Source organism: Mailhella massiliensis, from assembly GCF_020741395.1.
In the GTDB taxonomy this organism is placed as follows: Bacteria; Desulfobacterota; Desulfovibrionia; order Desulfovibrionales; family Desulfovibrionaceae; genus Mailhella; species Mailhella massiliensis_A.
This window is the reverse complement of sequence record NZ_DYZA01000049.1, coordinates 1-18,693: the sequence shown is the minus strand read 5'-3', so window position 1 is coordinate 18,693 and position 18,693 is coordinate 1. Positions and strand designations below refer to the sequence as shown.

The 18,693-nt window shown below is 60.3% G+C and carries 17 protein-coding genes; 10 read left to right on the top strand and 7 right to left on the bottom strand.

The genetic code is table 11. The features are described 5' to 3' along the window. Positions 1-152 precede the first annotated feature (152 nt). From K8W16_RS02720 to K8W16_RS02710, 3 genes are all read right to left on the bottom strand, one after another. Positions 153-1,211 carry a glycosyltransferase family 9 protein gene (locus K8W16_RS02720; protein WP_304120935.1) on the bottom strand — a complete coding sequence of 353 codons (1,059 nt, stop codon included), beginning with the start codon at positions 1,209-1,211 and terminating at the stop codon, positions 153-155. 53 nt (positions 1,212-1,264) lie between these two features. Further along, on the bottom strand, positions 1,265-2,032 hold the full coding sequence (locus tag K8W16_RS02715) for a TlyA family RNA methyltransferase (RefSeq protein WP_304120933.1): 768 nt from the start codon (positions 2,030-2,032) through the stop codon (positions 1,265-1,267). Between the two features lie 164 nt (positions 2,033-2,196). After that, the gene (locus tag K8W16_RS02710) at positions 2,197-3,435 is read right to left on the bottom strand and encodes a dicarboxylate/amino acid:cation symporter (RefSeq protein WP_304120932.1); all 1,239 of its coding nucleotides are present in this window, start codon (positions 3,433-3,435) and stop codon (positions 2,197-2,199) included. Positions 3,436-3,884: 449 nt separating this feature from the next. On the opposite strand from K8W16_RS02710, the gene K8W16_RS02705 reads away from it, so the two are divergent. The 7 genes from K8W16_RS02705 (at position 3,885) to K8W16_RS02675 (ending at position 10,487) form a co-directional block, all read left to right on the top strand. After that, a complete protein-coding gene (locus K8W16_RS02705) occupies positions 3,885-4,571 on the top strand; it encodes a queuosine precursor transporter (protein ID WP_304120930.1) in 687 nt (228 codons plus the stop codon). Then, a complete protein-coding gene (gene queC / locus K8W16_RS02700) occupies positions 4,571-5,272 on the top strand; it encodes a 7-cyano-7-deazaguanine synthase QueC (RefSeq protein ID WP_304120927.1) in 702 nt (233 codons plus the stop codon). The genes K8W16_RS02705 and queC overlap by 1 nt, the downstream gene beginning before the upstream one ends. Then, the gene (gene queF, locus K8W16_RS02695; RefSeq protein ID WP_304120925.1) at positions 5,265-5,726 is read left to right on the top strand and encodes a preQ(1) synthase; all 462 of its coding nucleotides are present in this window, start codon (positions 5,265-5,267) and stop codon (positions 5,724-5,726) included. Before queC ends, queF begins: the two co-directional genes overlap by 8 nt. A 152-nt stretch (positions 5,727-5,878) precedes the next feature. Then, positions 5,879-6,904, top strand: a complete 1,026-nt coding sequence (gene tilS / locus K8W16_RS02690; RefSeq protein WP_304120923.1) for a tRNA lysidine(34) synthetase TilS — start codon at positions 5,879-5,881, stop codon at positions 6,902-6,904. 375 nt (positions 6,905-7,279) lie between these two features. Further along, on the top strand, positions 7,280-7,549 hold the full coding sequence (locus K8W16_RS02685) for a zinc ribbon domain-containing protein (protein ID WP_304120921.1): 270 nt from the start codon (positions 7,280-7,282) through the stop codon (positions 7,547-7,549). 117 nt (positions 7,550-7,666) lie between these two features. Continuing rightward, complete coding sequence (locus K8W16_RS02680) at positions 7,667-9,079, top strand: DegQ family serine endoprotease (protein ID WP_304120919.1); 1,413 nt, start codon at positions 7,667-7,669, stop codon at positions 9,077-9,079. 202 nt (positions 9,080-9,281) lie between these two features. Beyond that, a complete protein-coding gene (locus K8W16_RS02675; protein ID WP_304120917.1) occupies positions 9,282-10,487 on the top strand; it encodes a multidrug effflux MFS transporter in 1,206 nt (401 codons plus the stop codon). Positions 10,488-10,618: 131 nt separating this feature from the next. Here K8W16_RS02675 and K8W16_RS02670 read toward each other — a convergent pair whose 3' ends face one another. Continuing rightward, a complete protein-coding gene (locus K8W16_RS02670) occupies positions 10,619-12,040 on the bottom strand; it encodes a nickel-dependent hydrogenase large subunit (RefSeq protein ID WP_304120915.1) in 1,422 nt (473 codons plus the stop codon). 156 nt (positions 12,041-12,196) lie between these two features. Further along, a complete protein-coding gene (locus K8W16_RS02665) occupies positions 12,197-13,186 on the bottom strand; it encodes a hydrogenase small subunit (RefSeq protein ID WP_304120914.1) in 990 nt (329 codons plus the stop codon). Positions 13,187-13,395: 209 nt separating this feature from the next. On the opposite strand from K8W16_RS02665, the gene K8W16_RS02660 reads away from it, so the two are divergent. The 3 genes from K8W16_RS02660 (at position 13,396) to K8W16_RS02650 (ending at position 16,148) form a co-directional block, all read left to right on the top strand. Then, complete coding sequence (locus K8W16_RS02660) at positions 13,396-13,833, top strand: Fur family transcriptional regulator (protein ID WP_304120913.1); 438 nt, start codon at positions 13,396-13,398, stop codon at positions 13,831-13,833. 32 nt (positions 13,834-13,865) lie between these two features. Then, positions 13,866-14,429, top strand: coding sequence for a rubrerythrin (rbr, locus tag K8W16_RS02655; RefSeq protein ID WP_304120912.1), 564 nt, complete (start codon positions 13,866-13,868; stop codon positions 14,427-14,429). 465 nt (positions 14,430-14,894) lie between these two features. Then, positions 14,895-16,148 (top strand): MFS transporter, encoded by a 1,254-nt coding sequence (locus K8W16_RS02650; protein WP_304120910.1) that lies wholly within the window; start codon positions 14,895-14,897, stop codon positions 16,146-16,148. A gap of 102 nt (positions 16,149-16,250) precedes the next feature. Here K8W16_RS02650 and K8W16_RS02645 read toward each other — a convergent pair whose 3' ends face one another. Further along, positions 16,251-17,231, bottom strand: a complete 981-nt coding sequence (locus K8W16_RS02645) for a P1 family peptidase (RefSeq protein ID WP_304120908.1) — start codon at positions 17,229-17,231, stop codon at positions 16,251-16,253. A 338-nt stretch (positions 17,232-17,569) separates the two neighbouring features. After that, entirely contained in the window at positions 17,570-18,112 is a 543-nt protein-coding gene (locus K8W16_RS02640; RefSeq protein ID WP_304120907.1) for a GDSL-type esterase/lipase family protein, read from the bottom strand. Positions 18,113-18,693 lie beyond the last annotated feature (581 nt).

Sequence of the window (18,693 nt, the reverse complement as noted above, 5' to 3'; positions counted from 1 at the left end):
CCCGTTTACGGGCCGCCGGTAACAGAAATGCAGATGTCAGACCGTACATGCGCCTGCTAGGGCGCGGCTGGTAAGAAAGCCTTACAGGCGCATAAGAGGAACCACCGGCTATGCCGGTGGGGCCCCTTTTGACAGGAGAGAGCGCGTCCGGTTCAGGAGGTAGGAACGCTTTTTGCCGTGTTCAGAAGCTCCAGGGCATGGGTGAAGGCCTCTTCCGCAGTCACGCGCAGAAGGCACTGGGGATCTTGGCAGTCGGTCTTGGAGCAAGGCTGGCAGGGCAGGGCGGGGCGCAGTTCCCGATGCAGGGGCGAGGGGTAGCGCCATGCCGTGCCTGAGGCTCCGGGAATGACGAGGCTCGGCACGTTCAGCGCGGCCGCCATGTGGCGAGGGGAGGAGCAGTTGCCCACAAGCAGCGAAGCCTCGGCGAGACATGCGGCGGAGAGGCGAATGTCCGGCAGGGGCTCAGGTACAAGAAGGGCTTCCGGGGCCAGGCCCGCGCCCAGGCAGAGCCCGCGCAGGGCGGCAATGTCCGCATCTTCCCCCGGGCCGCGCAGGAGCAGGAAGCGCAGCGAAGGATCATGCCCGGCAAGAAGGCTCATGAGGGCAGCGAAGCGTTCCACAGGCCAGCGCTTGGAGGCGCGGCGATGGGTGGAGTCTATAGCGATGAGGCGCTGCCCGTCTTGCAGGCCGCAGCTTTTCAGAAGCTCCCGGGCCTTGCGCCGTTCTTCTTCCAGAAGGTAGATGCGCGGCCCTTCCCCCTGCCAGCGTATGCCGAGGGGAGCGAGCAGGGAAACTTTGGTCCGGGAGGCATAGCCTTCTTCCGGGCGGACAAGACAGTTGTAGCGCCAGCGGGAAAGCAGGGATGAGGGGAAGGAAAGCCTCACGGGGGCATGCGTCATGCGCGTCATCATACGGCAGCGCGGCAGTTGCTGAAGGTCTATGACGAGGTCGAAACCGAGCGCCGCCACTTTGTGATAGAAGTTCAGCTGGCGGAAGAATCCGCCCTTTTTGTCGATAAGGTGGAAGGCATGGATGAAGGGGTTGTGGCGCAGAAGAGGCTCGCACTTTTTTTCCGTGAACAGGTGCAGTTCCGCTTCGGGGAAGCGCCGTTTCAGTAGTTCAAACACAGGGGTGGAAAGCAGTACGTCGCCTATCTGCCGCTGCTGGCAGACGAGGATGCGCCTGGGGCTGAAGGAGGAGAGGTCTTTCATGGGAATTCCTTTGCGCGCCTTAATGGCGGTGGGGAGGGGAGCGTCCCGGGCGTTCAGGGCTGCGTTTTTTTTTGCCAGTAGGCCAGAAATTCCTGGTTGCCCTTGGGGCCGCGTATGGCCGCGGGCGTGACGCCGAGGCAGGTCAGGCCTTCGCCTTCCATGAAGCGGAGCACCCTGTCCACGGCTTCCTGGCGCAGTGTTTCGTCTCGCACCACTCCCTTCACCGTCTGCCCCGGGCCTACCTCGAACTGTGGCTTGATGAGGCCCACGGCGATACCGCCTTCCTTCAGCCAGCGCAGGCAGTGCGGCAGCACCATAGTCAGGGAAATGAAGGACACGTCGGCTACGATCATGTCTATCTGTTCCGGGATGAGTTCCGGCGGGGCCGTGCGCAGATTCACGCCCTCGCGGGAAATGACACGGGAATCGGCGCGCAGTCGCTCATGCAGCTGGGCATGCCCCACGTCCACGGCATAGACGCGCGCGGCTCCGTACTGGAGCAGGCAGTCGGTGAAGCCGCCGGTGGAAGCGCCCGCGTCCAGGCATACGAAGCCGGTCACGTCGATGTGGTATTCTTCCAGCGCGGTGAGCAGCTTGTAGGCTCCCCGGCTGACGAAGCGCTCCACGCCTACAAGCTGGAAGCGCGTGGTGATCTTGTAGGGATGGCCGGGCTTCTGCACCGGTTCCGGTTTTTTTTCGGGGTGCTCCTCATCGGGGGCGAGAGCCACCTTGCCCGCCATGATGAGGCGACGGGCCTGTTCCTTGCTTTCGGCAAGCCCCTGTTCAAAAACGAGCTGGTCGGCGCGGGCCTTGGCTATCATGATATGCTCCTTTGGCCTTTGTTTGTATCGGCAAGAGGGGGCGCATGGCAAGAAGGAAGTGCGCGGCTTCCGGGAGGGAACGCTGGAGAAAAGAGCTTGAACCCTTGCCCGGGCGCAAAAAAAGGCCGCCGGTAAGGGCGGCCTTTTCCAGACATGGCGTGGGGTTATTCGCCTTCTTCAGCGGCGAAGCGGGCTCCGGCTTCCATATCGAGGTCGCCTTCCCAGCGGGAAACGACAAGGGCGCCGGTGGCGTCGCCGAGGACGTTGACGGAGGTGCGGGCCATATCCATCACGCGGTCGATGCCGGCGATGATGGCGATGCCCTCCAGCGGAATCCCCACCTGGGTGAACACGATGGAGCTCATGAGAAGCCCGGCCCCGGGCACGCCCACGGTACCTATGGATGCGAGCACACCTACGAGGATCACTTCAAACTGCTTGTCGAAGGGCATGGGGATGCCGTACAGCTCTGCCACGAATATGGCCACCACGCCCATGTACACGGCGGTACCGTCCATGTTGATGGTGTTGCCGAGCGGGATGGAGAAGGAGGCTACGGGGCGGGACGCGCCGAGTTTCTGCACCTGGATGAGGTTGGTGGAAAGGGCGGCGGCGCTGGAGCAGGTGGTGAAGGAGATGATCATGGGAGCGGCAAGCATCCTGAAAAACAGGGAGATGCTGAGGCCGCAGGCCTTTACCAGGGGCATGTAGCAGAAGATTACATGACAGAGGCAGGCGAGGTACATGACGCCTATGACCTTGAGCAGGGGCAGCAGCACGGCCGCGCCGTGGCTGGCCACGGTGAAGGCTATGAGGCCGAATACGCCGAAGGGGGCGTAGATCATGACCATGTTGGTGACTTTGATCATGACTTCTGCGCAGCCTTCAAAGAAAGAGAGTACTGTTCTGCCCTTTTCGCCCACGGCGCTCAGGCCGAAGCCGAAGATCATGGCGAAAAAGATGACCTGCAGCATGTTGCCCTTGCTCATGGAGTCGATGGGGTTCAGGGGCACGATGTTGAGGAATACGTCCATCATTTTCGGGGCCTGCACGGCCTGTGCCTTGAGCCCCTCAGTGGAGAGATTGAGCCCTTCGCCGGGGTTCAGGATATTGGCGAAGAAAAGGCCGATGAATACTGCCACGGCGGTGGTGCAGAAGTAGTAAATAAGCGTTTTGGAAGCCAGGCGGCCGAGTTTGCTGAGGTCGCCCACGCTGGCGGCGCCCGCGACGATGGTAGTGAGCACTAGGGGCACGACGACCATGCGGATCAGGTTGATGAAAAGCTGGCCGATAGGCTTGAACCAGGCGGTGTCGAACCCCATGGAGGGTGCGGCAAGGCCGGCGGCCACGCCGAGGGCCATGCCTATGGCCATTTGCGCGGGCAGGCTGATGCGTGTTTTCATGAAACTCCTCCGGTAAACGCGTGCCGCCGCAGAAAAAGCGGCGGGAAGAATGGCAGGGGCGTCCGGCCGCCTGCTGCTCCGTGCGGCGTCCGGTCGTATAAGAGTTCTGTTCTTTTACAAAATCGGAAAAAGAACGGAGTGCCAGACATGTTTTCCATGAAAGATTCCATCTGTCAAGCCGAGATGCGGAGACGATGGAAAACCGTAATGTCACGCTTTTGTAGAATCGCGGCAGGATATGTTTGTAAAAGGGGAAGGTGCCCTTTGGGGAACATTTGCCTTGCAGCGCTCTTTGGTGCATAGTCGCTTCCGGGTCGGGGCCTGAACACGGGCGCAGAGAAGGAGGAGATTGCGCTTTTGCCCCACAGGGCGCCTGCCGATCCCTTTGTCCATGGCAACGATTTTCACCTTTTTCACCGTGTGCTTGAGAACCACGTTAAAAACAAGCTATGAAACAGTATTCCTTTTCTGCGACGTTCATGACTCTCGGCATCGTGTTCTGCGCATGCCTCATCCTTTCCAATCTGCTGGCCGCCAAGATTTTCATGCTGGGCTCGTTCGCCCTGCCCGCGGCCGTCATCATCTTTCCTGTTTCCTACATCATCAACGACTGTATCGCCGAGGTATGGGGATTTCGCAGGGCGCGCTTCATCATCTGGATGGGCTTTGCCATGAATTTTATGGTGGCGGCCCTCGGCCAGATTGCGGTACTGCTTCCTCCTGCGCCCTTCTGGGACGGGGCGGAGCATTTCAACTACCTCTTCGGCCTGGCTCCGCGCATTGCGGCTGCGAGCTTTCTCGCCTTTCTGGCCGGTTCCTTTCTGAACGCCTATGTCATGAGCCGGATGAAGGTGGTCTCCAGGGGGAAGCATTTTTCGGTGCGGGCCATACTTTCCACGCTGCTCGGCGAGGGCGTGGATTCGCTCATCTTTTTCCCCTTCGCCTTTGCGGGCGTCATTCCCCTTTCCGACATGCTCCCTATGATGCTGGCCCAGACCATGCTGAAAACGCTCTATGAGATACTTGTCCTGCCCGTGACTATCCGCGTGGTGAGTTATATCAAGCGCACGGAACAGATCGACGTGTACGACGAGGGTATCTCCTACAACATTCTGAAAGTGCGTGAGATAGCCTGATGAGCGGTGCTCTTGTGGTATTCAGCGGCGGGCAGGATTCCACTACCTGCCTTTTCTGGGCTAAGGAGCACTTTGAGAATGTGCGGGCCGTAAGCTTCTTCTACGGGCAGAGGCACAGGCTGGAGCTGGACATGGCCCGCGCCATTGCCGAAGAGGCGAAAGTTCCTCTGGATGTGGAGGATATGAGCTTCATTTCCCGAGTGGGGAAAAGCGCTCTTACAGATGAGGGCATAGTCATGGACAGGAATATCCCTCAGGGAGGCTTCCCCAATACCTTCGTGCCGGGCAGAAATCTGTTCTTTCTCAGCGTGGCCGCGGTATGCGCGAGGGAGCACGGCATGAGGGATATCGTCACCGGGGTTTCCCAGACGGATTTTTCCGGCTATCCCGACTGCCGGGATACCTTTATCCGTTCCCTGAACGTCACCCTCAATCTGGCCATGGATGAGCAGTTTGTCCTCCACACGCCGCTTATGTGGCTCGACAAGTCGCAGACCTGGGAACTGGCGGACAGGCTCGGCATTTTCGACCTTGTACGCTATCGGACCCTTACCTGCTACAACGGCGTACCGGGCGACGGCTGCGGCGAATGTCCGGCGTGCATACTGCGTCGCCGCGGGCTGGAGCAGTACCTTGAACGAAAAAAGCGTTCCGTCGAAGAGAGGAACCCATCCTCTGGAGGAGGCAAGACCCATGCATGACAGAAGTGAAGACCATCTCACTCAGCTAGGTTCCCCTACAACCTACCGGCAGGACTACGCTCCGGAAGTGCTGGAAACTTTTGAAAACAGGCATCTGGAGCACGATTACTGGGTGCGTTTCAACTGCCCGGAGTTCACCAGCCTCTGCCCCATCACGGGACAGCCGGATTTCGCGGAAATACGCATTGAATATATTCCCGACGTGAAAATGGTGGAAAGCAAGAGCCTCAAGCTTTATTTGTTCAGCTTTCGCAATCACGGCGACTTTCATGAGGACTGCGTGAACACCATTATGAAGGATCTCATACGCCTCATGAATCCGCGGTATATTGAGGTGACGGGCATCTTCACGCCCCGCGGCGGTATTTCCATTTACCCGTACTGCAATTACGGCAGGCCCGGCACGAAATACGAGGAAATGGCTCAGTACCGCATGCTGCATCACGATATCTGATACAGGGGGCCGTCCGGCCCCTTTTTCGTCCCCCGTGTTTGACAGAAGGCGCGCACGGCAGGTAGTTTCGGCCCGACACTTCCGGGAAGCCGCGTTTCTGCCGTGCGTGGGCGCGTTTGATAAGAACCGGCCTTTGCCGACAAGGAGATGCCATGCTGACCCCTTCCTTTTCTCTGAAAGACCTTGACGCGGAAGACGCACGCACGGCGCTTCTGGTTGCGAGGTTTACGGAGAGTGAATTGGGCGTGCCCCTTCAGGGGGCGCGGCTTCTCATCGCCCTTTCCGGCGGGGCGGATTCCACGGCGCTTCTTGTTCTCTTTTGCGCTTTGCGCGGGAAATACGGCCTTTCCCTTGCCGCCGCGCATCTTGATCACGCGCTCAGGAAGGAGAGTGCGGAGGAGGCGGAGGCGGCTTGCGCCCTGTGCCGGGAGCTTGGGGTCGGCTTTTTTTCACGGCGTGAAGACGTGGGTGAGAAGGCCCGCCTCTGGCGCTGCGGCGTAGAGGAAGCGGGCCGGAGGGTGCGTTATGCTTTTCTGGAGGATTGCCGGAGGGATTGGGGCGCTAGCTGGATACTCACGGCGCATCATGTGGGAGATCTGGCGGAGGATGTGCTCATGCGCCTTATGCGCGGTGCGGCCTGGCCCGGCCTCGGCGGCATGGAGGCCGTGGTGGAGGAAGAGGGCAGGCGAGTGCTCCGGCCCCTGCTCATGCTGGAAAAAAAAGATCTTTCCGGCATGCTGCTGCGCCTCGGAGTGCCTTGGCGGGAAGACTCCTCCAATGCAGATCGGGCCTGGAAGCGCAACCGCGTGCGGCACGACATGCTGCCTCTTTTCCTGGCGGAAAATCCGAATTTCTATGAAAGCGTGCGCCGGTTATGGCGCTGCGCGCAAAGGGACAGGGCTGCCTGGAAGGCTCAGGCGGGCCTGGCCTTAGAAGAGGCTGACGGAGGCCTTTTGATTTCCGACGAAGCGCTGAAGAAACTCGGAGGAGAAGGCAGGATGCGCGCCATGGCGGAGGCCCTCGGCCGCATGGGCGGAGAGGTGCGGGCCGATAGCCTGGAAAGGGTGGAGGCGGCCTGGCTGAGAAGGCTTTTTCCCCGGCATTTTTCTTTCGGAGGGGGGGTGAAGGCGGAACTTTCCGGCAGGGGGGTGTACTTTCACCGTGCGTCGGGCCGCTAGGGAACCGCTCCTTCCGCAAAGGCTGCGCGGGGAGGCCCCGCATTTTCTGAGAAGACGGGAGCCTCTTTTCCGCGTCTTTTCTGTGCGTTTTTCCTGCCGCGGTACAAGCATGTTTTCCCGCATGGGGTACATACTGTAACACTATGCAAGAATTACCTTTCCGCCGGGCTTCTGCTTGGAATTTCTGATAAGAAAAAATATAACTTTCAGGTATTACTTACAAAAAATCCTTACCAAATCTTTCCGGCGCCTGCTGAAGGGGCGAAAAAGCCTTTTGCCTTAACCTTGTCAGCTGGTGTAGGGTGCTTACTTAGCAGCTGGAAGGAGACGGAAGGAAAGACGCCGCCTTCCATTTTTCTCGCGAGGAGTTCTGCCATGCCGTTGTATGATTTTGAATGTAAGGCCTGCCGGCATACTTTTGAGGAGCTGGCTTTTGACGACGACGATGTTATCCGCTGCCCGAAATGCGGTTCTGAAGATACGGCCCGCCTTGTTTCCGCGCCCAGCCCTTTGAAGACAGGGGCTTTTCCCTTCAAGATAGGGCCGAGGCCGGCATGGATGAACGATAAAAGGCTCAACCGCAACAGCCCCTGCCACGGCAACTGTTCCTCCTGCGGCAGCTCCACCGGCGGCGGGGCGGAGTAGGCGAAGGGCTTCCTTTCCCGTCTTTACAATGGCGCGGGCGTTCAGCCCGGGATACCATGGCACGCATGGAGTTTCTTCTTTTCCATGCCCACATTTTTGATTCTGCAAGGAGATCCTATGAACGGCATCCTTAAAAAAACGGCTCTTGCCGTCACCGGTTTTGTGTTTCTGGCCACGTCCGCCTCGGCGGCTCCCACATTGCCCGACTTTGTACCTCTGGCCAAGAGTGCCGGGCCTGCGGTGGTGAACATCAGCACCGAGCGTGAAGTGGAAAGCCCTGTAATGGACATGTTCAATTTCCCCGGCATGGAACATTTCTTTGAGCAGTTCGGCGGCCCCTTCGGCAGGCAGCCGGGCCAGCCCATGCCCAAGCGTAAGAGCAGCGCTCTCGGCTCCGGCTTCATCATTTCCTCCGACGGCTATATCGTCACCAACAACCATGTAGTGGAAGGGGCCGACAAAGTCACCGTGAAGTTCAACGGCGACAAGTCCGCCGGGCTTCCCGCGAAGGTTGTGGGCACCGACGAGGAAACTGACCTTGCCCTGCTCAAGGTGGAAAGCAAGGAAAAGCTTCCCGTCCTGAAGTTCGGCGATTCTGACGCGTTGGAAGTGGGGGACTGGGTTCTTGCCATAGGCAACCCCTTCGGCCTGAGCAATACTGTGACGGCGGGTATCCTGAGCGCCAAGGGTCGCGACATTCATTCCGGCCCCTTTGACAATTTCCTTCAGACCGACGCTTCCATCAACCCCGGTAACAGCGGCGGCCCGCTCATCAATATGGCGGGCGAGGTCATAGGCATCAACACGGCCATTTCCGCCAACGGCCAGGGCATAGGCTTCGCCATTCCCAGCAATCTCGCCTCCCGCGTCATTGACGATCTGCGCGCCGGCAAGAAGGTCAGCCGTGGCTGGCTCGGTGTGACTGTTCAGGATGTGGAAGAAAACATGGCCAGGGCTCTGGGCCTCAAGGATACCCGCGGCGCGCTCATCGGTTCCGTCATGCCCGGCGAACCTGCGTTCAATGCCGGCCTGCTCGCGGGCGACGTGATCATCCGCGTGGGCGATCATGATATCGACAGCGCTTCTGCCCTGACACGCAGCGTAGCGGGCCTCAAGCCCGACACTAAGGTGGATGTGGTAGTCCTGCGCAACGGCAAGGAAAAGAAGATGACGGTGAAGCTCGGCGAACGCGCCTCCCACAGCACGGTTTCCAAGGATGCCGGGCAGAGTGAAGGCACGGAGCTCGGCGTGAGCGTGCAGCCCCTCAGCCCTGAGGATGCCCGAGCGCTCCAGCTTTCCGGCGACGTGAAGGGCCTTCTTGTGGTGAACGTGAAGAACGGCAGCCCTGCGGCTGAAGGCGGCCTGCGCTCCGGCGACGTGATCCTTTCCGCCAACCTCCAGCCTGTGACGAAAGTGGATGAACTTGCCTCCATCGTACGCAAGGAAGGCAAGGAACGCGGTGCAGTTATGCTGCAGGTCAACCGTCGCGGCGACACTTTCTTCCTCACGGTGACGCTGGACAAGAAATAAGATCGGAAAAGGCGGGCGTAACGCCCGCCTCCCGGAAGCGCTCCCGGCTTTTCCGCCAAGGATGGGCCGGGGGCATTTTTTATGGCTTCCCGCCACTGGACGAAACTTGTTTTCTTGCCTATCTTTCCTCTGCCTGTGTCTTGGAGGGCGCGGGAGAGCTGTGCCGAGCCATAATCGGTTCCTTTCGTCCCACGGAGTGTTTATGTCTGTTTCACCCTTTAAAAGTGCCGGGGCACGCCTTTTCATGGCGTCGGTTCTCGGCTTTCTCGCCGCCATGGGCCCCCTCTGCACGGATTTGTACCTGCCCGCCCTGCCCAGTATGGCGGAGCAGCTTTCCAGCAGCGCCTCGCAGATGCAGCTCAGCATTACAGCCTGCCTTCTGGGCCTTTCTCTCGGGCAGATCGTGCTCGGGCCTTTCAGCGACGCCCACGGCCGCAAGTTCCCTCTGCTCTGTTCCCTTGCCGTGTTCATTTTGGCTTCCTTTTTCTGTTCGAGAGCCTCCGGCGTCGGGGAACTTGTGGTGCTGCGCTTCATCCAGGGCCTTGCGGGCAGCGGGGGCGTCGTGCTTTCGCGCGCCATTGCCTGCGACCTGTTCCGGGGGACGGAGCTTACGAAGTTCTTTTCCCTGCTTATGCTCATCAACGGCGTGGCCCCCATATTCGGTCCCGTCCTCGGCGGGCAGATCATGAATTTTTTCCAGTGGCCCGCTATTTTTCTTTTTCTCACTCTTTGCGGAGTGGCCCAGTTCTCCCTGGTCTTTTTCGGCTACTCGGAGACGCTGCCTGGAGAAAAGCGCGTGCAGGGCGGGATGCTCCAGTCCATCCGATCCATGCTCCGCCTGTTCGGCAACCGTGTCTTTCTTTCCTACATGCTGATACAGGGCTTCGTCATGGCGGGCTTTTTCGGTTATATTTCCGCCTCCCCCTTCGTGCTCCAGAATCTCTACGGTCTTTCGGCGCAGCAGTACGCCCTGTGTTTCGGCCTCAACGGTTTCGGCATCATGCTTTTCGCTCAGATTACGGGCCGCCTCTGCACCGCCTACGGCGACAGAAAGCTGCTTTTCGCAGGCGTGTTCCTTTCCCTGCTTTCGGCCGTGTGTGTGGCCGTAGTGGCCGTGCTGCATCTTCCTGTAGCATTTATGACAGGGGCGCTGTTTTTCTTCGTTTCGAGCATAGGCATCACCACGACCACCAGTTTTTCTCTGGCCATAGCTGCGCAGAAGGGCGGTGCGGGCAGTGCTTCCGGCCTTCTGGGCGTGACGTCCTTCGTGTTCGGCGCGGCAGCTTCTCCTCTGGTGGGGCTCGGCGGCTCAAGTACCGCCGTGCCTATGGCCGTGGTGGCCGTCATATCCAGCCTCTGTGTGCTTTTCTTCTTTTTCATGGCCCGGAGGAACGATAAAAAGGCCTGACGGGCTGCGGCGCATGCCTGCGTGAGGCGTATCGAGTGAAAAAGGGCGGGTATGGAGTCTTCCATACCCGCCCTTTTTCCAGGCGATTATGCTTCGCTTTTCTTGTGCATCACATGCACGGCGCAGCCCAGTCAGGGGTCGAAGGCGCGCACCAGCCGTCCTGCGTTCACCGGGCTTTTTTCATCGGGCACGGGCAGGCCCACCAGAGCTTCCTCCATGGGGCCGCGCAGGCCTGCGTCGTCACGGGGGGAGGCATTCCACAAGGTGGCAGGCAGTATCTGATAGAAGGTCAGGCGGCCTTCCTTTACCTTCAGGCAGTGCATGAGCGAACCGCGCGGCGCTTCGGTAAAGCTGCAGCCTTCCCCGTCCCGCATGTCCGGCAGGGGCGCGAGAGCTGCATCGCCGGGCTTCAGCGCATCCAGCCAGCCTTCCATGGCTTTGGCGACAAGCCAGGTTTCCTCCGCCCGGGCCAGATGCCTGCCCATGATGGAGAACACGAAGCCTTCGCCGAGCTCACGGAAACGCGAAGCCTTTATGCCCAGATGCCTCGGGGCAAGTTCCCGCCCCATGGGGGAAAGCTCCATGTTGTTTATCCACAGGCGGGCGTGCGGCCCCACTTCCATGGGCAGGCCGTCGTAGCGCGCGGCCTTGGAAAAACTGTAGGCCCCGGGTTTGTCCAGCGCCACGGAGGGAGGCGGCGCGTTGAAGGGGCTGCCGCCGGAATGTTCGGAGAACCAGGAGTAGCGCACATTTTCCATGACTTTTTCCGGGTCGAAGGGATATTCCTTTCCTCCCGCCCATACCCCCGCATGCAGGGAAAAACTGCCTGTATCGGGGTGAGGGAAGACGCCCATGCACAGGGCGTTTGCCCAGCCTCTGCCCACGCGGGCAAGGTCGGCATAGCTTTCCGACAGAAGGTAAAGCAGGGGAACGTAGCGCTTTTCAATGAAAGCGAGCACTTTTTTCAGCCGGGAACGGAATTCCCCTATCTGTCCGGCGGTGGAGGAAGCGGAGGCCCCGCCCGGTACGATGCCGTGCACATGGGGCATGCGCCCGCCGAAAACGGCCGCCATTTCATGGCACAGGGCGCGGATATCGAGAGATTCCAGATACTGGTCGAGCATCATGGCCGTGGCCGCTTCGCCGAGGCGCAGATCCGGTTTTTTTTGGCGCGGGAAAAAGGGCGCTTCCGAAGGCCCCCGGAAGAAATCCTGGCTGGAAAGCTGATAAAAGCTCAGGATATGCGACTGGAGGAAGTTCGCGCCCTGCATGAGATTTCTCAAGAGGACGCCTTCCCTCGGGCAGGTGATGCCGAAGGCGTCTTCCAGCGCCATGCAGGATGCAAGGGCGTGGGAGACAGGGCACACGCCGCAGATGCGCTGCACTATCTGAGGGGCGTCCGTCGGGACGCGGCCCATGAGTATAGTTTCAAAGCCGCGGAACATGCCGCCGGTGAGCCATGCGTCGCGCACGGTTCCTCCGTCGATATCCAGCCGGGCCTTGAGATGCCCTTCGATACGGGTAATGGGATCTATGGCAAGGGAAACGGCCATGTTTTTTCCTTATGTTTCGGCGTAAGAGTATGAAGGGGAGAAGTGCGGGTTTTGGGGGAGCCGTCCGGGCGTTTTTGCGCATGCCCCTGCGGCGTGCGGAGAGTATTGCGCCGCCTTCCCTATTGTATGCGTTGCCGGGGGGAGATGCTTGTTCCGCTACCAGAGGTTTTTTTGGTAGAAGGGGGATTGCCCGTCGGGAAAGTCGGGCTGCACGCATCCTATGCACAGGGCGTTTTCCACGCACCAGTTCACGCGGCCGTTCCATCGGCGCATGGGCGAGTCGCACCATGCGCCCGGCCCCTTGCAGCCTATGCCGTAGCGGCAGCCCGACTTGTCCGCAAGGTTTTTCGCCATTCGCCCTTCATCAAAGAGATAGAGGTAGGGGCAGTTTTCATGGGTATTGTTTCCGTAGAAGGCAAGGGGCCTGCCCCAGGAATCCAGATTCCGGGCCATGGCCTCCACGCCGCCGGCGAGGCCTTTTTCTTCCACGGCTGCGAGGAAGAGAAGCAGCGTGCCCACCATCCAGTCGGGATGCGGAGGGCAGCCGGGGATGTTGATGACGGGCGTGCCAATGCCTTTTTTCCTGAGAAAATCCCCCACGCCGGAGGCTCCCGTCACGCAGCCGCGCGCCGCGCTTACCCCACCGTAGGCTGCACAGCCTCCCACGGCAAGGAGCGCGGCCGCATGGGGAGCCAACTTTTCCAGCGTGGAGGAAAGGGGAAATTCTTCATGCCCAGCTTCACCTATGACGCAGTAGCGCCCCCCCTCCTTGTCGGACACGGCGCCTTCCACCACCAGAAGGTAGTTTCCGGCGTTTTCACCGGCCATGCGCAGCATGAATTCCATGGCCCCTTCCCCTTCATCGGCCATGAGCGTGGGATGGAAGTCCATGCGTATGACGTGCAGGAGAACCTCGGCGATGGAGGGATGGAGGCTGTTTAAAAGCGATACCGAGCAGCCCGTGCAGCCCATGCCCTGAAGCCAGAACACGGGCGGCCTCAGGGCGGTGAGCGTTTCGGCGAGAGCCCGGGACACGCCCGGATCGAAGGCCCGCGTCACACCGGCAAGCGCGGCGGCCGCGAGGGAAGAGCCCAGAAATGTGCGCCGCGAGAGCGGAGGGATAAGGCCCTGTCTGCCCTTGTTCATGTGGCCTCCCAAAAGGATGAAGTGTGATTAAAGGGTGGCGCAGACTTCATGATACGGCCATGATTTTCCGCTGTGCCCTCGAGGTGCCTTTCCCTGCGCGTGCGGGGAAGTTTTTGCGGCATGATTTTCTTTTTGTTCTTATTGACAATCGTTCTTATTATTGTTACTGTCTTTTCCAGACAAGAGATCAGCGTTTTTGAGGAGCAAACATGCCCAAGACAAGAATGACGAACCAGCGCAGGATCATTCTTGAGGAATTGCGCAAAGTGGACACTCATCCTACCGTTGATGAGCTGTACACCATCGTCAAGGCCCGCATGCCGCACATCAGCCTGGGAACGGTTTACCGCAACCTCGATCTTCTGGCTGATATGGGTGAAGTATTGAAGATTGATTCCGCCGGAACCATGCGGCGTTTCGACGGAAGAGTGGAGCCGCACCGCCATGTGCGCTGCCATGTATGCGGAAAAGTAGCCGACGTGTTTACCGACGGGGCGGATGAACCGGGCATAGGGGTGCTGCGCGTCCCGGGGTTCCGGATCACCACCGTGCGTGTGGAATACGACGGTATTTGCGAAGAATGTGAGCGCAAGGCCGCCGACATGGCGGACGAGATGCAGGCGTCGAATCAGAGGCGCGCCTGCTGATACCCCTTTCTCTGCCACCAGGAGTTTTTGCCATGAAATCTTTGAAGGGTACTCAGACCGAAAAGAACATCCTCACTGCCTTTGCCGGGGAATCCCAGGCCCGCAACCGTTACACCTACTTCGCCTCCCAGGCCAAGAAGGACGGCTATGTGGAAATGCAGAAGGCCTTTGAGGAAATCGCCAATCAGGAAAAGGAACACGCCAAGCGTCTCTTCAAGTTCCTGGAAGGCGGCAATGTGGAAATCACCGCCAGCTTCCCCGCGGGTGTGATCGGCGCCACCCTCGACAACCTGAAGGCTGCCGCCGCCGGCGAGAACGAAGAACATTCCGACATGTATCCTTCCTTCGCCAAGGTTGCGGATGAGGAAGGCTTCCCCGTCATCGCCGCCGTGATGCGCAACATCGCCGTAGCCGAACAGCATCACGAACAGCGCTTCCTCGCCTTTGCCGCTGCTATCGAGGCCGGCACCGTGTTCAAGTCCGACAAGCCCCGCGTGTGGCGCTGCCAGAACTGCGGCTATGTGCACGAAGGCCTTGAAGCTCCTGAATCCTGCCCGGCCTGCGCCCATCCCCGCGAATACTTCCAGGCTCTCTAAGCCGCTGCGGGTACGCTTCTGATTTCGCTCCCCTCTGCGTTTTGCGGAGGGGGCGTTTTCTGTTTAAAAGGCAAAACATACATTCTTCAGAGTGCGGCCTGTGCGGCCATGCCTGCCGCCCTGGGGCAGACATGCAGTTCCGGGCTTTCCTGAAAGAGGTGCGTGCGAAAAGGGCTGTGCGGGCCTTTTCCTGCCGGGCGGCCTCGCCGGGGGAAAGGGCGGGGCAGGCGCTCCTTCGGCCTTTCCGGTACGGGAAGAGGGCAGGCGCGTTTTCCCCGGAGGGCGCGGAAGCCTGCGGAGCATGAGACCCGAGGCTCTTGAACTTCAGGGGCGGGAAAGGTATGTTCGCTCTCCGGCACGGCCATGCGGGAGATACCTTGAAGGAGCGACGTCTGCCGCCGCTTCTGTAGGCATGCCCGGGCCCCAGGTCGGAAAAAATTTCTTTATATACAGAGGAAAATATATATGGCGGAAGATCTTTCCAGGCAGCGTTCGCTGATGTTCCTTTCCCTGCTCTGCTTCGCCCTTGCGGATGTGCGCGACGGGCTGGGGCCTTTTCTCGGCGTATACTTTCAGCAGCAGGGCTGGACGCCTGACGCCATAGGCTTTGTGATGACGGCGGGCGGTCTGGCGGAGCTTTTCTGCAATACGCCCCTCGGGGCGCTGGCCGACCATACGCGCTTCAAAAGAGGGCTTATTGCCCTGAGCGTCGTTCTCATCGTGGCCGGGTGCGGCATGGTGTTCTTATGGGACGGCGCGCTGGCGGCGGGTTCTTCCAAGATACTTCAGAGCGTCGCGGCGGCGGCCGTCATGCCCGCCCTTACCGGCATAACGCTGGGCATGGTGGGGCAGAAGGGCCTTCCCGCCCGCCTCGGCGTCAACGAGGCGTGGAGCCACGGCGGCAACGCGGCCACGGCTGCGCTGAGCGGTATTGTCGGTTATTTTTACGGCATTATCGCCGTGTTTTTCGTCATGGCCATGATGGGCGTGCTGGCATTGTTCAGCCTTGCCCGCATCAACTCCGCTCATATTGATTACTGCGCGGCGCGCGGCCTGGGGGAAGGGGACGGCGGGCAGCGCAACTCCCTGCGCTCGCGCGATGTGCGCCTGCTTTTCGGCGATAAGGCCCTTCTGGCTGTGGCGCTCACGCTGTTTTTCTTCCACCTCGGCAATGCGGCCCTTCTGCCTCTTTTAGGCCAGTCTGCCGTGGCGCGCTTTGAGATGAACGGCGCGGCCTATACGGCGGGCACCGTCATCCTTGCCCAGGCCGCCATGATAGTCGTGGCCCTGTGGGGTTCGCGCGTGGCGCAGAAAAAAGGCTACGGGTGGCTGTTTCTCATCGCTCTTCTGGCTCTGCCTCTGCGCGGGGCCATTGCGGGGCTGTGGGCGAGCCCCTGGAACATCCTTCCTGTACAGATGCTGGACGGCGTGGGCGCAGGGCTTCTCGGCGTGGCCACGCCGGGCATTGTGGCCCGCCTTCTTCAGGGCAGCGGGCATATCAACATGGGCCTCGGCCTGGTGCTCACCATTCAGGGGGTGGGCGCTTCGCTCAGCAATGCCTACGGCGGGCTTTTCGCCCACCACATGAGCTACAGCGCGGCCTTTCTGGCGCTGGCCGCCGCCCCCTGCCTGGGGCTGTTTCTTTTCCTCGCCGCCGTACGCACCCTGCCTGCGCTGGCGGGAACCTTGAAGCCCGTGGGGGAGGCGCGTCTTTCGTAGGAGCTTTTTCACGGGGGAGAAGGGCTCTTCCAGAGAGTTGCCCGGGAGGGCGCGCTCCCTTCAGGATAGCTGGGGGCGGAAGGGAAGGCTCCCGGGCGTGCGTCAGAAAGGAAGGTCGCACGCGGCAGGGCATCCCGCCATGCCTCTGGCGGAGAGCACGGCGCGATTCACGGCCTTGCCCATGACATAGGCGGCCAGCGTGCCCACGGCGTCCAGGTTGGCGCGGAGGCTTCCCGTGGAAAGGGCGTAGATACTGTCGCCGTCGGCGGAGGTGTGCACCGGGCGGATGGTCCGGGCAAAGCCGTTATGAGCCATGGCGGCGATTTTCTTCAGCCGGCTTTTGTCGAAGCAGGCGTTAGTGACGACGGCCCCGATGGTGGTGTTGCCGGTGAAGAGGTTGTCGGCGCGCTCCGCGCAGGTGCGGAAGAGCGCCCGTTCACTGCTTGCGAAGCTCCGGCCGTCCGGGGAAAGCATGCCTGCCGTCTGCCTGCCTGTTTCGATATCGAAAATGTCGCCTAAGGCGTTCACCGCAACGACAGCCCCTACCATCACTTCCCCTGTGCGCACGGCATAAAAGCCGAGGCCCGACTTCATCATGGTTGCCGCGCCGCCGAGCTTGCCCACAGTGCAGCCCGTGCCCGCGCCCACATTGCCGCAGTCGGCGCTGTTGCGGGAGGTATCGAGACAGGCCGCATAGCCCATGTCCGCATCGGGCCGGGCGCCGGGGGCTCCGATTCCCAGGTCGTACAGGCAGGAAGCACACACCAGCGGAACGAAGGCGAAGCCGGTATCGAAGCCCCGGCCCCTCTCTTCCAGATAGCGCATGACGCCCTCCGCCGCCCGCAGCCCGAAGGCGCTCCCTCCGCCCAGAAGAAGGGCGTGTATGCGCTCGCAGGAAGCGGTGGGGGAGAGCAGTTCCGTCTCGCGGGAGGCGGGGCCGCCGCCTCTTACGTCCACGGCGGCCGCCATGTCGGTATCGGCCAGAAGGACGGTGCAGCCGGTGATGCCTTCGTTGTCCTGCGCGTGTCCCGTGCGCAGGCCCGGAATTTCGTTGAAGGGGATTTCGGTAAGAATATCGTTCATGGCGGCAGGCTCCTTTGCCGGGAATGTAGCAGCCGATGCCCCGTCCTGCAAGAAAGCCGGGATAGAGAAATGGGAGCGCCGCCGTGTGGCGCAACCCGGCGCGCTGCTTGAAGCCCGCGCCTTTTTCACGGAACATCGCATGGCCTCTTCCGTGTGTGCCCCCCGGAAAGGAACCCTGCGCGGCATACGGGGTGGATTTTCAGGGAACATGGCCGCCTGTGCTGCCCGGGAACAGAAGGGAACGCGGAAGGGGGGGATGCCGTTCCGGCGCATCCCGGGCGGGCATGATCCGGGGCCGTGCCGGGACAGGGCGGAAAAGATACGCCCCGCGTCCCGGTTCATCCCCGCGTGCCCCAGTGCGCGGCCACGGCCTGCGCCATGCGTTCATGCCCGCTTTTATTGAGGTGTATGCCGTCGAAGGAAAGATGCTTCGGGCCGATGAGGGGGCGGAAATCTATGACGGGGACACTGTCTTCCGCGCACCGGCGGGCAAGCTCGTCGGCAAAATCCGCATAGGCGGAACGCACGATATCCATGTCCACGGGGCCTTCGCACCATGCCTCCGATACCTGGTCGGAAATCTGCATGGGAATACCCACGGTGGGGCGTATGCCCATGCCTGCGGCGCGCCTGCATATCCTGCGGATATCCGCAAGAGGCACGGCAACGGGCATGCCCATGAAGAGATTGTTCAGCCCGCCCATGAGGAAAAGCTCATCGCCGGAAAGTTCCTGTTCCGCCATTTCCCCGGTGGTCGCCCCGTTGACGCCTTTATTGATGAAGCTGTGCCCCGTGAGCTGCGAGGCCAGGGCGCACCACGTTTCTGCCCGGCGGACGCCGTAGCCGTAGGTAAGACTGTCTCCGATACAGAGAATGTTCATGAAAGCCCCATGGTTGATGTTTCTTGCCGTGCAAGCGTATCATGGCCGGCTAAGAAAGGGTAAAAGAAAGTATAACATTTATAACTTACGAAAATATCTATTTATTTTGCTGAAATCCTTCGTTGCTGGCGTTTTGCCGTGCGGGGTGGAGGCCCGTGGAGAAGGCTTCCGAAGGGCGGGCGGACTAAGCGGAAGCATTTTCCGGCCTCTCGGAACAACGACGGTGAAGGGCCTCCATGCCCGGGCCGTGCCCGGGGGAACGGCGCAGGCTGTGAAGAGTGGTGAAGCCCTATAAAAAGGAAAAAAACTTGACTCGAAAAGTATACATTAGTATACTTTTTGTACAATATTTTTTGTTGCTCCGTGCCTGCCCTTCCGGGCAGCCGGGGACTTTCATCCGATCATATTAAAATCATTTTCCGAAGTTTGTCTGGAGGTAGGGAATGCTTACTAGGCTCAGGACTCATTAGTTGCCAAAAGGGTAAGAAGTTCTTATTGTCGGCATAGGGAGGATGCCATGAAAGAACTTTTTTATCTTTCTCATGAACAGATTGCTCGTATCAAACGCTACTTTCCTCGTT

Coding starts and splice junctions, on each gene's coding strand:
- K8W16_RS02720 (WP_304120935.1), bottom strand. CDS start 1,211: ATGAAAGACCTCTCCTCCTTCAGCCCCAGGCGCATCCTCGTCTGCCAG.
- K8W16_RS02715 (WP_304120933.1), bottom strand. CDS start 2,032: ATGATAGCCAAGGCCCGCGCCGACCAGCTCGTTTTTGAACAGGGGCTT.
- K8W16_RS02710 (WP_304120932.1), bottom strand. CDS start 3,435: ATGAAAACACGCATCAGCCTGCCCGCGCAAATGGCCATAGGCATGGCC.
- K8W16_RS02705 (WP_304120930.1), top strand. CDS start 3,885: ATGAAACAGTATTCCTTTTCTGCGACGTTCATGACTCTCGGCATCGTG.
- queC (WP_304120927.1), top strand. CDS start 4,571: ATGAGCGGTGCTCTTGTGGTATTCAGCGGCGGGCAGGATTCCACTACC.
- queF (WP_304120925.1), top strand. CDS start 5,265: ATGCATGACAGAAGTGAAGACCATCTCACTCAGCTAGGTTCCCCTACA.
- tilS (WP_304120923.1), top strand. CDS start 5,879: ATGCTGACCCCTTCCTTTTCTCTGAAAGACCTTGACGCGGAAGACGCA.
- K8W16_RS02685 (WP_304120921.1), top strand. CDS start 7,280: ATGCCGTTGTATGATTTTGAATGTAAGGCCTGCCGGCATACTTTTGAG.
- K8W16_RS02680 (WP_304120919.1), top strand. CDS start 7,667: ATGAACGGCATCCTTAAAAAAACGGCTCTTGCCGTCACCGGTTTTGTG.
- K8W16_RS02675 (WP_304120917.1), top strand. CDS start 9,282: ATGTCTGTTTCACCCTTTAAAAGTGCCGGGGCACGCCTTTTCATGGCG.
- K8W16_RS02670 (WP_304120915.1), bottom strand. CDS start 12,040: ATGGCCGTTTCCCTTGCCATAGATCCCATTACCCGTATCGAAGGGCAT.
- K8W16_RS02665 (WP_304120914.1), bottom strand. CDS start 13,186: ATGAACAAGGGCAGACAGGGCCTTATCCCTCCGCTCTCGCGGCGCACA.
- K8W16_RS02660 (WP_304120913.1), top strand. CDS start 13,396: ATGCCCAAGACAAGAATGACGAACCAGCGCAGGATCATTCTTGAGGAA.
- rbr (WP_304120912.1), top strand. CDS start 13,866: ATGAAATCTTTGAAGGGTACTCAGACCGAAAAGAACATCCTCACTGCC.
- K8W16_RS02650 (WP_304120910.1), top strand. CDS start 14,895: ATGGCGGAAGATCTTTCCAGGCAGCGTTCGCTGATGTTCCTTTCCCTG.
- K8W16_RS02645 (WP_304120908.1), bottom strand. CDS start 17,231: ATGAACGATATTCTTACCGAAATCCCCTTCAACGAAATTCCGGGCCTG.
- K8W16_RS02640 (WP_304120907.1), bottom strand. CDS start 18,112: ATGAACATTCTCTGTATCGGAGACAGTCTTACCTACGGCTACGGCGTC.